Origin of the sequence: Streptomyces lusitanus, assembly GCF_042647945.1 — a bacterium.
Classification (GTDB): Bacteria; Actinomycetota; Actinomycetes; order Streptomycetales; family Streptomycetaceae; genus Streptomyces; species Streptomyces pseudogriseolus.
Genome location: NZ_JBHRWL010000006.1, coordinates 356,934 through 368,951, shown reverse-complemented (window position 1 = coordinate 368,951; position 12,018 = coordinate 356,934). Strand labels below are relative to the sequence as shown.

Genomic DNA, 12,018 nt, shown 5'->3' with positions numbered 1-12,018 from the left:
GCGCCCCGACTTTTCACCCGGAGGGCAGCGGCCGTATGGATGCCGTATGGATCTGGGGTGGCGGGTGCGCCACTCGTCGCCGCACGGCCTACGATCCTCACTTGTGTCCAAACTGACCGACGTGCCCAAACGCATCCTCATCGGGCGCGCCCTACGCAGCGACCGGCTGGGCGAAACGCTCCTGCCGAAGCGCGTCGCACTCCCCGTCTTCGCCTCCGACCCGCTGTCCTCCGTGGCGTACGCGCCCGGCGAGGTGCTGCTGGTCCTGTCCATCGCTGGCCTGTCGGCGTACCACTTCAGCCCCTGGATCGCCGTAGCGGTCGTCGTGCTGATGTTCACCGTGGTCGCCTCCTACCGGCAGAACGTGCACGCGTACCCCAGCGGCGGCGGCGACTACGAGGTGGCCACCACCAACCTCGGACCGAAGGCCGGCCTGACCGTCGCGAGCGCCCTGCTCGTCGACTACGTGCTCACCGTGGCCGTGTCGATCTCCTCCGGCATCGAGAACCTCGGCTCGGCGATCCCGTTCGTCGTCGAGAACAAGGTGGCCTGCGCGATCGGCGTGATCGTGCTGCTGACGCTGATGAACCTGCGCGGGGTCCGGGAGTCCGGCACACTCTTCGCGATCCCCACCTACGTCTTCGTCGCCGGCGTGTTCCTGATGATCGCGTGGGGCGCCTTCCGCGGGGTCGTCCTCGGCGACGACATGCGCGCGCCGACCGCCGACTTCGAGATCAAACCCGAGCACCCGGGACTGGCCGGCTTCGCCCTCGTCTTCCTGCTGCTGCGCGCCTTCTCCTCCGGCTGCGCCGCGCTCACCGGCGTCGAGGCGATCTCCAACGGCGTCCCCGGATTCCGCAAGCCGAAGTCGCGCAACGCGGCGACCACCCTCGCCCTGATGGGCCTGCTCGCCGTCACCATGTTCTGCGGCATCATCGCGCTGGCCGCAGCCACCGACGTCCGCATGGCCGAGAACCCCGCCAAGGACCTGGTCCACGACGGCGTCCCGCTCGGCCCGGACTACGTGCAGAACCCGGTGATCTCCCAGGTCGCGGAGGCCGTCTTCGGACACGACAGCTTCCTGTTCGTCGTCCTCGCCGCCGCCACCGCGCTGGTGCTGTTCCTCGCCGCGAACACCGCGTACAACGGCTTCCCGCTGCTCGGCGCGATCCTCGCCCAGGACCGCTACCTGCCGCGCCAGCTGCACACGCGCGGCGACCGCCTCGCCTTCTCCAACGGCATCGTGCTGCTGGCGGGCGCCGCCGTACTGCTGGTGTGGATCTACGGCGCCGACTCGACCCGGCTGATCCAGCTGTACATCGTCGGCGTGTTCGTGTCCTTCACGCTCAGCCAGATCGGCATGGTCCGGCACTGGAACCGGCTGCTCGCCGTCGAGAAGGACCCGGCCGCGCGCCGCCACATGGTCCGCTCCCGGGCCATCAACGCCTTCGGCGCCTTCTTCACCGGCCTGGTGCTGGTCGTCGTGCTGCTCACCAAGTTCACCCACGGCGCCTGGGTCGCGCTGCTCGGCATGTGCATCTTCTACGCGACCATGACCGCGATCCGCCGCCACTACGACCGGGTCGCCGAGGAGATCGCCGCGCCGGACGCCCCGAGCGAGGACACCGTACGGCCGTCCCGCGTCCACTCCGTCGTGCTGATCTCCAAGGTGCACCGCCCCACCCTGCGCGCCCTCGCCTACGCCAGGCTGCTGCGCTCCGACACCCTGGAGGCGCTCAGCGTCAACGTCGACGCCGACGAGACCAGGGCGCTGCGCGAGGAGTGGGAGCGGCGCGGCATCGACGTCCCCCTGAAGGTGCTCGACTCCCCGTACCGGGAGGTCACCCGTCCGGTGATCGAGTACGTCAAGAGCCTGCGCGCGCAGTCGCCGCGGGACGTGGTGTCCGTGATCATCCCCGAGTACGTGGTCGGCCACTGGTACGAGCACTTCCTGCACAACCAGAGCGCCCTGCGGCTCAAGGGCCGGCTGCTGTTCACACCGGGTGTGATGGTCACCTCGGTGCCGTACCAGCTGGAGTCCTCCGAGGCCGCCAAGCTGCGCGCCCGCAGGCGGCAGGACTGGGCCGCGCCCGGCTCGGCGCGCAGGGGACCGGCGGAGCGGGCGAAGGACACCCCGCCGCGCACGTAGACTGGTGGGCTGTTGTCCCGGGCCGCCAGGCCCGCCCGCCCGTACCCGATGTTGTGGAGTCACCCCGCCATGCAGGCAGAACCGAGGAAATCACTGGTGGGGGAGGAGTACGAGGTCGAGATCGGCCCCGTCGCCCACGGCGGCCACTGCATCGCCCGTACGTCCGAGGGGCAGGTCCTCTTCGTCCGCCACGCCCTGCCCGGCGAGCGCGTCGTCGCCCGCGTCACCGAGGGCGAGGAGGGCGCGCGGTTCCTGCGCGCCGACGCGGTGACGGTGCTGGAGGCGTCCAAGGACCGCATCGACGCGCCCTGCCCGTTCGCCGGCCCCGGCCGCTGCGGCGGCTGCGACTGGCAGCACGCCAAGCCGGGCGCGCAGCGGCGGCTCAAGGGCGAGGTCGTCGCCGAGCAGCTCCAGCGGCTGGCCGGGCTGACGCCCGAGGAGGCCGGCTGGGACGGCACGGTGATGCCCGCCGAGGGCGACAAGGTGCCCGCGGGCCAGGTCCCGTCCTGGCGCACCCGTGTGCAGTACGCGGTGACCGCGGACGGCCGCGCGGGTCTGCGCCGGCACCGCTCGCACGAGGTCGAGCCGATCGACCACTGCATGATCGCCGCGGAGGGCGTCAGCGAGCTGGGCATCGAGAAGCGGGACTGGACCGGCATGGACTCGGTGGAGGCGATCGCCGCGACCGGCTCCCAGGACCGCCAGGTCGTCCTGACGCCGAAGCCCGGCGCCCGCCTGCCGCTGGTCGAGCTGGACCGCCCCCTCTCGGTGCTGCGCATCGACGAACGCAACGGGCAGGTGCACCGGGTGCACGGCCGCCCCTTCGTCCGCGAGCGCGCCGACGGCCGCACCCACCGCGTCGGCAACGGCGGCTTCTGGCAGGTCCACCCGAAGGCCGCCGACACCCTCGTCACCGCGGTCATGCAGGGCCTGCTGCCGCGCAAGGGCGACATGGCGCTCGACCTGTACTGCGGCGTGGGCCTGTTCGCGGGTGCGCTGGCCGACCGGGTCGGCGAGCAGGGCGCGGTGCTGGGCATCGAGTCCGGCAAGCGCGCGGTGGAGGACGCCCGGCACAACCTGGCGGAGTTCCCGCGCGTGCGGATCGAGCAGGGCAAGGTCGAGTCGGTGCTGCCCCGCACCGGCATCACCGAGGTCGACCTGGTCGTCCTCGACCCGCCCCGCGCGGGGGCCGGCCGCAAGACGGTCGAGCACCTCACGTCCCTGCGCGCCCGCCGCATCGCCTACGTGGCCTGCGACCCGGCCGCCCTGGCCCGCGACCTCGCGTACTTCAGGGACGGGGGGTACAGGGTGCGGACGCTGCGGGTGTTCGACCTGTTCCCGATGACGCATCACGTGGAGTGCGTGGCGATCCTGGAGCCGGCGGCCAAGGGCGCCTGACCTTCTCCCGACCGGGCCTCTGCGACCACGCCGACTCACATGGCTTGACCAGCGCGGCAACCCGCCTGACAGAGATGCGTGGTCGCGGACCGTGGCCCTTGCAGCGCGCGAGTACGAGCCGTCGGTCAGGTCGTGCGGCCTCGGGTGGTGCGGTGGTCGGTGTAGTGGCGGGCCGCGCGGACGCGGTTGCCGCAGCGGTCCGAGCACCAGCGGCGGGCGCCGTGGGTGCGGACGAAGAGGCGGGTGCAGCCGGGAGCCCCGCAGGTGGAGAGGCGGCCGCTCGGGGGGCCGGTCAGAAGTTCCACGGCGTTCTCGGCCAGCGCGGTGAGGGCCGCGCCGACGGGGTCGCCGGCCGGTCGGCGGACGACCGCGACCGGGCCGGTGTGTTCCCAGTGGATCTCGTGGACGGCGGGGGCCGCCGCGAGGGTGGTGTTGAGCGTGGAAAGGGCGGTCGGGGCGGGGGTCCCGCCGCTCAGGTGGGCGTCGAGCAACTCCCGCAGTGAGCGCCGGAGTTCGATCAGCCGTTCCAGTTCCCGGGTGGCGACCGGCGTCCCGGAGGGGAGCAGTCCCCGGTTGTTCAGCCAGGCGGCGGCGCTCTCGGTGTCGCGCAGTCCGTCATAGGGGCCGTTCGGCCGGCTGAACTCGGTGTTGACCAGTGCCAGAGCGCCGTGGCGGTCCTCGCCGGGAGCCTGCGGCGGGGCCGTCGCGGTGGAGGATTCGGCAGCGTCCATGACCTAACGCTAGCACTTGAGAGTTTCCGTGAGGCTGGGATAGGGTCGCGATGCCTAACGGTAAAGACTTGACGTTTCCGTTAGTCGCGTTCTCCAGTCACCCCTGGTTCCGTTGTCAACGATGGGGATCCCCGTGGAAAAACCAGACAAAGGCCTTACTTGGCGGTTCGTCACGCTGGCCATCGGCATGTTCGCCATCGGGACGGACAGCTTCGTGGTCGCCGGCATCCTGCCCAGCGTGGCCAAGGACCTCGACGTCGACGTGCCCACCAGCGCCGAGCTGATCACGGCCTATGCGCTGTCCTACGCCATCCTCTCGCCCGTCGTGGCGGCGGTGGCCGCCCGGGTGCCGCGCAGGCTGCTGCTGATCGGCGGGCTGCTGGTGTTCATCGCGGGCAACATCGGCACCGGGCTCGCGTCCGGGTTCGAGGTGGCGCTGGGCTTCCGGGTGATGGCCGCGCTCGGCGGTGCCATGTTCACACCCACCGCGGCCGGCGTCGTCGTCGCGCTCGCCGGGCCGGAGCGGCGGGGCACCGCCCTGTCCATCCTGTTCGGCGGGCTGAGCGCGGCCACCGCCCTCGGTTCCCCCATCGGTACCGCGATCAGCGGATTCACCGACTGGCGCGGCACCATGATCTTCGTCGCGGCGGTCGGTCTGGTGGCCGCGATCGCCGTCTCGGTGGCCCTGCCCTCCGTGCCCAGCCCGCCGGCGGTGACGCTGAAGCAGCGTCTGTCGCCCGTCACCGATCTCCGGATCGCCCTGACGCTGCTCCTGGTCCTGGTCGGCTACAGCGGCCTGTTCGTCCTGTACACCTACGTCAGCCAGATCTTCGCCCCGGCCACGGACGGCAACGGCCGGACCCTGGCCTGGCTGCTGTTCGCCTGGGGCATCGCGGCCGTCGTCGGCAACATGACCGCCGGACGCCTGACCGACAAGTACGGCAACCGTGTCGTGATCAACACGGCCGGTGTCATCGCGGTCGCCGTCTTCGCCACCACCCCGTGGAGCAGCCGGCACCTGGCGACCGCGTTCGTCGCCGCGATGCTGTGGGGCGCTTGCGGATGGGCGATGCTCGTCCCGATCCAGCACCGGCTCGCCGGGGTGAACCCCGCGGTCGCGCAGATGTCCATCTCCCTCAGTTCCTCGGCGAACTACGTCGGTGTCTCGCTCGCCCCGGTGGTCGGGAGCTTCCTCCTCGACCACGACGTCGAGATGCGCTACCTGGGTGTGCCTTCCGCCGCGATCGTCGTCGCGGGCCTGCTGATCGGTGAGGCGGGGCACCTGCTGATCAGGCGGAAGCAGCGACAGGCGGAGGCGGAGGCGGACGGCGGTGACACTCCGGCCGAGGGGCGGGCCATCGCGGCGCGCTGACCCGACCGAAGGCGCGGGGGCCCCGCACGGACCGGGCGACGGTGCCGTGCGAAGCCCCCGCGCGGAGCCGTGGGTCAGGCGATCCGGCCGCGCGGCTGCGGTTCCAGCACTCCGATCAGCTGGCTCACCTCGGCCGTCGCGGACCTGACGGCCAGCACACAGCGGTCACGGGTGGCTGCCGACTGGTGGGCCGGCTTCAGCAGGACGAGCGAGCCCAGCACGGTGCCGTCCCACAGCACGGGAGAGGCGAAGGAGTCCCAGCCGCGCGCGCACTCCTGGAAGCCGAGCGCGTAACCCTTGACCCGGATCTCCGCGAGGGAGACGAGCAGTTGACCGCGGTCCCGGTACACGCCCGGTCCCACGGTCGCGGGCAACTGCTCCGCGAGCACGCGGTGTTGGAGGTTCTCGGAGAGGTGGGCGAGGATCGCCCGGCCCGAGGCGCCGATCCGCAGCGAGCGGTTGACCCGCATGATCTCCCGCGGAGACATCCCCAGTTCGGTCAGGTCGTGGGCGCCCACCGCCATGTCGATGCAGTGCCGCTGAGGGTGGCCCAGGTTGGTCAGGCCGTACAGGAACACCATCCCGCCGTCGGCGCTGAGGCGCAGTTGTTCCAGACAGTCGCCCAGCGCGTCGTGGTCCAGCCGGGGCGTCAATGCCTGGGTGCCGAGCCGCGCGGCGGCCGGGCCGAGCCGGTACCGGCCTCGGGCGACCTGCACGAACGCGCCCTGCTCGATACCGGAACGCAGGATCCGGTAGACGGTGGAGTCGTCCAGCGAGGAGGCCCGGGCCAGTTCCGCGAGTCCGTGCACCTCGCCGCCCAGCTGGGTGAAGGCGTGCTGCACGCGGAAGACGCGCTCGGCGTGGCTCGACCCGGCGGTGTGCGACGTATTCTTGGGCTGGTTTTTGAATTTATTTTGCTGAGGGGTAGGAAATGGGGTCCGTGTGACACCGGACTGATGGATGGCACCGTGGCGCACGGTATGACCTCTCGACACAGAAGATGGGGGGAATGCGGTCGGCGGGCGTCGGAGTCACCGCGTGACTTCAGTGACGGTTGGACGAGTGCCTTCGCGCGAGAAGCTGACGTGGGCGATATGTGTCCGGCCCTGGTGCCGTCAAATGGGTTGTCGATGGCGAGAAATGCATGCACAGCCCCCGTTGGTTCTTTGTGCAACTACTTGCGGTGCTGGTGGGATGGTTTCCCGTACCTGCCGCAGGCGAGTTACGTGCGTTTCGGTGGACGGTATATTGACCTGGCGGGCGGGAGTGTGACGGGCTTCACTCTCTAACGGATTCGGCTGAATTTTGCCGTGCCGTGTGCTCCGTCCCGGCGCGGACCGTCGACCGTTGCCCCATCAGAAACGGGACGCAGGATCCGACTGGCGTGCGAGGGGGCGGATCCAAGCCACCGAGCCGGTCGGTCCGGATGGCCAGGTGTCAGATCGGCCCGTTCGGCTCCGCGTCGGCCCGGTGTGTCATGACGGGCTCGTCCGGCCCGCCGGCCGGCCGGGCCACCGCCGCCAGGAGGCCGGGGGCCGGCAGGAGGTCGCTGACCCGCCAGTCGCCCCCACGCCGCCCCGTGCCGCGCGAGACGCGCGCCGTCCGTTCGCGCGGCCGCACGTCCAGCTCGGTCAGGTCGCCCACGACCCCGGTGCCCACCGCCTTGAGGACGGCTTCCTTCCGTGTCCAGCAGCGCAGGTAGGCGAGCCAACGGCGTCGGCCGGCAGGCTCCTCGGCCACGTAGGCCAGCTCGTCCGCGCTCAGCGTCGTCGGCGCGAGCACGTCCACGGGCATCGGCCGCAGCAGTTCGATGTCGAGGCCCACCGGATGGCGTGGCGACAACAGCAGGGCCGAGTACTCCTCGCTGTGCGAGAGGCTGAGGTGCATCGCGCCGTCCGCGAGTTCCGCCACCAATGGCCCGTGTCCGGTGCCGCCGCAGCAGGGACACGGCTCCCGGATCAGCCGTACGTCCCGGGCGGGCACCCCGGCGGTGGTACCCACGATCCGCTTGGTCAGGGCCCGCGCCCGGATGAACCGGGCGCGGTGCGCCGGGAAGCGGAAGGCGGCGGCCCGCGCGCGTTCCGGCGCGTCCAGCAGCTCGGTGAAGCCCTCGGGCGCCGGTGTGCCGTGCCGCCACCACCACAGTTCCACGTGACCGGCCCCGGTCAACCGGGCAGGCGCCGCAAGCGGGCCGACAGGTGCTGCTGGAGCGGCTGCCCGACCGCCTGCACCTCCGTCACGACCGTCAGCTCGTCCTCCCGCAGCGTGAGGCGGCGCCGGGACGCGGTGACCTCCTTCGCGAGCGGGGTGACGACCGTGTCCCGCGACGCCATCTCGATCTCGTCGCCCGAGATCCGGCCGACGTACGTGGTGGCGATCCCGATGGGATGGGCGACCACCGCCTCGAGATAGCCATCGGCGCCGATCCGCCACCAGCCGGTCTCGCGTCCCGACGGGCGGTCCGGCCGGCCCTCGCTGTCGGTCAGCCAGGCGCGCGCCTCGTACCGCAGGAAGGGCCGGCCGTCGTGGCTGAAGGTGATCTCCTGCTCGTAGGAGAAGCCGTCGGCCAGAGTGGCGTATCCACCGGTGCCGGACCCGCGCCACATGCCGAGCAGGGGGAGGGCGGGCGCGATCCACGGATGCGGTTCCGGGCCCACGCCCACGACGTGGCTGTCAGGGAAAAAGGCTTGCGTGTAACCCAATTTTTACTCACTCCGCCGTGTTCGCCGGTACCGGCGGTACCGGAATCAGCTGCAACCGGAATCAGTCCTACCCGGAGCAGCGTAGCGGAATGCGAGCCGAGTTTCCCCGGCAACCGCCTCTTTCTCGGCACACGAGAAACCGGGCGCCGGGTGACGGTCGACGATATTTCTCATCCGCCGAGAAATCGGTTCGAGTTTTCTCGGGAGGCGAGAAAGCGCAGGTGAGGGGCCGGTCAGAAAATGATTGACGAATACTCGGGGTGTCTTGTTACGCTGGCCGAGCCGGATTTCCATCCGGAGATCTTCATTCGTGGACGGGGGCTTTCGTGTACGACGCCATTGTTGTAGGCGCACGAATATCCGGCGCATCCACGGCTCTGCTGCTGGCGCGGCTCGGCCACCGGGTGCTGCTGGTCGACCGGGCGCGTTTTCCCAGCCCGACGTCGTCGTCCACGAACCTCATCCACCCGCCGGGCGTCCAGCGGCTCACCCGGTGGGGGGTGCTCGACCGGCTCGGCGATCCGACGATCCCGCGGATCAGTCGCTACCGCCTGGAGAGCGGCCCCGTCCGGCTGGAGGCCCCGCTGCCCGCCGTCGAGGACGTGGACTACGCGCTGTCGCCTCCCCGGGTCGCACTGGACGAGGCCTTGGTGCGCTGCGCGGCCGACGCCGGTGCCGAAGTGCGCGAGGAGACCTCCGTCCAGGAGCTGCTGCGCGACGCCGACGGCACCGTCGTGGGGATCGCGGGCACGGCCAAGGGCTTGGGCCGCTTCCAGGAGAAGGGCACCGTCGTCATCGGCGCCGACGGCAAGAACTCCAAGGTGGCCCGGCTGGCCGGGGTCGGCCGGTACCGCGCCGAACCGGTGCTGAGCAAGAGCCTGTGGACGTACTGGGAGGGGCCGGCGCAGCCCTCGCTGGTCCGCACCTACCGCAAGAACCGCCGCCACCCCTTCACCTGGCCCACCCACGACGGCCTGTCCATCGTGGGAGTGGCCTGGCCCACGGCGGACTTCCCCGCGCCGGGCAGTGACGAGGCGGCCGACCGCACGGTCATCGCCGCCCTGGCCGACGTGGACCCGGAGTTCGCCGAAGAGGTCCGGGCGGGCCGGCGGGCCGGTCGCTGGCTCACCGGTTCCGTCCCCAACTTCCTCCGCTCGCCGCACGGTCCGGGCTGGGCCCTCGTCGGCGACGCCTCCGCCACCCGCGACCCGATCACCGCGTCCGGCATCACCCACGCCGTGCTCGGCGCCGAACTCCTCGCGAACGCCGTGCACCGGGGCCTGTCCGGCGGCCGAGGCCTGGACCTGGAGCTGGCGGCGTACGCCCGAGCCCGGGACGCGCTCGTCCGCGACCACTACGACTACACCCGGGACTACGCGCGCATCCTCGACCACACGCGGGAGGAGCGGGCGCTCATCGAGGCGATGAGCCGCAGCCCCTGGCACGCGCGCACCATGATCGGACTGTTCGCCGCGGTCGTCCCGCCGGAGGAGTTCTACTCCCGCCGCAGCTTCCGCGAACTGTTCGACTATCTCGACGAAGAGGGCGGACTGCCGCACACCATCCGCATGCTGCGCTGGCTGCTGTACGCCGTCCCCGGCCGGCCCGAGGCCACGGCCCGGCTCGCCGACCGGCTGCTGGCGTCCCGGCTCGGTCTCATGGGCGAGCTTCTCCTGCGCACGGCCGCCTGAGCCACGCCCCGGTACGACCACCGGCCCTTCGCCATCCCCGATGACACGCCCGCGCACCGACGCCGTTGTGCGGCTGCTCGGAGCACAGCCCGTGACACCTTGTTCTGGAGGAATTCCCACCATGCCCGGTACGCAGCAGTATGCCGGCCCCGTTCTTCTCTTCCCCGGCCAAGGCGGCTTCGACGGTGTCGCGCTCACACGCGCGGCCGACGGCTACCCGCAGGTGCGGGCCGTCTTCGAACGGATCGACACCGTGACCCGGCAGATCCACGGCCGGGAACTGTCCGCGACACTGTTGTGCGACACACCGGTGGAACTGACCGACCTGCTGAGGGACGAGCCCTGGGTGTCCCAGCTCGCCATCTACGCGTCCGGTCTCGCGGCCCACCGCGTGCTCACGGAGCACGGAGTACGGCCCTCCGCCCTCGTCGGCCACAGCCTCGGCGAAATCACGGCGCTGGTCGCCGCGGGCGGCTACTCCGTCGAGGACGGCGCCCGGATCGTACTGCGCCGCACCGCCGCCATCGCCGGGCTGGACGGGGGCAGCGGGGCGATGATCGCGCTGGCCGCCGCACCCTCCCGCGCCCGGCATCTGATCGCGCTCGTGGAGAACGACCGTCTCGCCGTCGCCACCGAGAACCACGCCACCCAGACCGTGCTGAGCGGCCCCCGCGAGGCCATCGGCCAGGTCAAGGCCGTCGCCGAGCAGCTCAGGATCGGCTGCGCCGAACTGGACGCCGCGTTCGCGTTCCACAACCCGTCACTCGCCTCCGTGGCACCCGACTTCGCCGCCGCCGTACGGGACCTGCCGCGCGGCCCGCTGAGCGTGCCCGTGTACTCACCGATCCTTCAGCGCTTCTACGACCCGGACGAGAGCCTCGGCGACCGGCTGGCCGACCACTTCACCCTGCCCGTGCGGTTCTCCTCGGCCGTCACCCTCCTCCACGAGCGCGGCGCGCGCGTCTTCGTGGAGGCCGGCGGACGCGCCACCCTCACCTCGCTGGTGCCCAAGGTGCTGGGCGGCCCGGACGACGTCACCTCGCTGTCCACGCTGTCCGTGGGCCGCGGCAACACCCTGCGGCTGGCCGACACCCTGGCCGAGCTGCGGCGGGCGGGCCTGTCGGCCGGTGACGGACTGGACTCCCTGCGCCAGTACCTGGCCCCCGAGCTGACCGCCGCCGAGTTCTCCACCTTCTGGACCACGACCGGCCACGAGATCACCGCCCTGGTGAGCCGGCGGCTGTCGGACTTCCGTACCGCGCCGCAGAACGAGCCGGCCGGTACGGCCGAGCCCGCAGGCACGGACGGCGCGGCCGAGGCGCCGGACACCGGTGCGCGGCCGGCTGCCTCCGTGGAGGTTCCGGGGCGGGAGGAGGTGTTCGCGACCGTGCGGGGGTTGTATGCGCGGGCGTTGGAGTATCCGGAGGAGGTGTTCACGCCGGGTGTGCTGCTGGAGGCGGAGCTGGGTGTGGACTCGGTGAAGCAGGTGGAGCTGCTGTCGCGGGCGTCGGAGCACTTCGGGCTGGAGCCGCGGGGTGCGGACTTCCGGCTGGCGGACCACGAGACGCTCGACAAGGTCGCCGACCTCATCCACCAGGAACTCGGCACTCGGCGCGGCGCCGTCGGGACCGAGGCGCCGGACACCGGTGCGGGGCCGGCTGCCTCCGTGGAGGTTCCGGGGCGGGAGGAGGTGTTCGCGACCGTGCGGGGGTTGTATGCGCGGGCGTTGGAGTATCCGGAGGAGGTGTTCACGCCGGGTGTGCTGCTGGAGGCGGAGCTGGGTGTGGACTCGGTGAAGCAGGTGGAGCTGCTGTCGCGGGCGTCGGAGCACTTCGGGCTGGAGCCGCGGGGTGCGGACTTCCGGCTGGCGGACCACGAGACGCTCGACAAGGTCGCCGACCTCATCCACCAGGAACTGAACGGCCGCCGGCTCCAGGGCGCCGCGGCGTGAGCGGGCGGACCGGGGGGACGACGT

General features: G+C 71.5%; 9 protein-coding genes. 5 read left to right on the top strand and 4 right to left on the bottom strand.

What is annotated here, in order from left to right:
* The first annotated feature begins 103 nt into the window (after positions 1 to 103).
* Together ACFOSY_RS11135 and ACFOSY_RS11130 are read left to right on the top strand one after the other, a co-directional pair.
* Positions 104 to 2,149, top strand: a complete 2,046-nt coding sequence (locus tag ACFOSY_RS11135) for an APC family permease (protein WP_394306597.1) — start codon at positions 104 to 106, stop codon at positions 2,147 to 2,149.
* A gap of 69 nt (positions 2,150 to 2,218) precedes the next feature.
* Entirely contained in the window at positions 2,219 to 3,547 is a 1,329-nt protein-coding gene (locus tag ACFOSY_RS11130) for a class I SAM-dependent RNA methyltransferase (protein WP_394306596.1), read from the top strand.
* Between the two features lie 125 nt (positions 3,548 to 3,672).
* Here the strand turns inward: ACFOSY_RS11130 and ACFOSY_RS11125 are convergent, their stop codons facing one another.
* A complete protein-coding gene (locus ACFOSY_RS11125) occupies positions 3,673 to 4,278 on the bottom strand; it encodes a CGNR zinc finger domain-containing protein (protein ID WP_394306595.1) in 606 nt (201 codons plus the stop codon).
* A 133-nt stretch (positions 4,279 to 4,411) separates the two neighbouring features.
* Here ACFOSY_RS11125 and ACFOSY_RS11120 point away from each other — a divergent pair, with 133 nt between their 5' ends.
* The gene (locus tag ACFOSY_RS11120; protein ID WP_394306594.1) at positions 4,412 to 5,650 is read left to right on the top strand and encodes an MFS transporter; all 1,239 of its coding nucleotides are present in this window, start codon (positions 4,412 to 4,414) and stop codon (positions 5,648 to 5,650) included.
* A 74-nt stretch (positions 5,651 to 5,724) separates the two neighbouring features.
* Here ACFOSY_RS11120 and ACFOSY_RS11115 read toward each other — a convergent pair whose 3' ends face one another.
* The 3 genes from ACFOSY_RS11115 to ACFOSY_RS11105 all read right to left on the bottom strand — a co-directional run bounded on the left by ACFOSY_RS11115 (position 5,725) and on the right by ACFOSY_RS11105 (position 8,307).
* On the bottom strand, positions 5,725 to 6,627 hold the full coding sequence (locus ACFOSY_RS11115; RefSeq protein WP_394306593.1) for an IclR family transcriptional regulator: 903 nt from the start codon (positions 6,625 to 6,627) through the stop codon (positions 5,725 to 5,727).
* A gap of 460 nt (positions 6,628 to 7,087) precedes the next feature.
* Positions 7,088 to 7,801, bottom strand: a complete 714-nt coding sequence (locus tag ACFOSY_RS11110) for a 4'-phosphopantetheinyl transferase family protein (protein ID WP_394306592.1) — start codon at positions 7,799 to 7,801, stop codon at positions 7,088 to 7,090.
* Positions 7,802 to 7,815: 14 nt separating this feature from the next.
* The gene (locus ACFOSY_RS11105; protein WP_394306591.1) at positions 7,816 to 8,307 is read right to left on the bottom strand and encodes an FABP family protein; all 492 of its coding nucleotides are present in this window, start codon (positions 8,305 to 8,307) and stop codon (positions 7,816 to 7,818) included.
* 371 nt (positions 8,308 to 8,678) lie between these two features.
* On the opposite strand from ACFOSY_RS11105, the gene ACFOSY_RS11100 reads away from it, so the two are divergent.
* Together ACFOSY_RS11100 and ACFOSY_RS11095 are read left to right on the top strand one after the other, a co-directional pair.
* Complete coding sequence (locus tag ACFOSY_RS11100) at positions 8,679 to 10,043, top strand: NAD(P)/FAD-dependent oxidoreductase (protein WP_394306590.1); 1,365 nt, start codon at positions 8,679 to 8,681, stop codon at positions 10,041 to 10,043.
* 121 nt (positions 10,044 to 10,164) lie between these two features.
* Positions 10,165 to 11,994 (top strand): acyltransferase domain-containing protein, encoded by a 1,830-nt coding sequence (locus ACFOSY_RS11095; protein ID WP_394306589.1) that lies wholly within the window; start codon positions 10,165 to 10,167, stop codon positions 11,992 to 11,994.
* Positions 11,995 to 12,018: the final 24 nt, after the last annotated feature.

Bases quoted from the DNA above. Each gene is read 5' to 3' on its own strand.
- ACFOSY_RS11125 (WP_394306595.1), bottom strand. From the start codon at position 4,278: ATGGACGCTGCCGAATCCTCCACCGCGACGGCCCCGCCGCAGGCTCCC.
- ACFOSY_RS11130 (WP_394306596.1), top strand. From the start codon at position 2,219: ATGCAGGCAGAACCGAGGAAATCACTGGTGGGGGAGGAGTACGAGGTC.
- ACFOSY_RS11095 (WP_394306589.1), top strand. From the start codon at position 10,165: ATGCCCGGTACGCAGCAGTATGCCGGCCCCGTTCTTCTCTTCCCCGGC.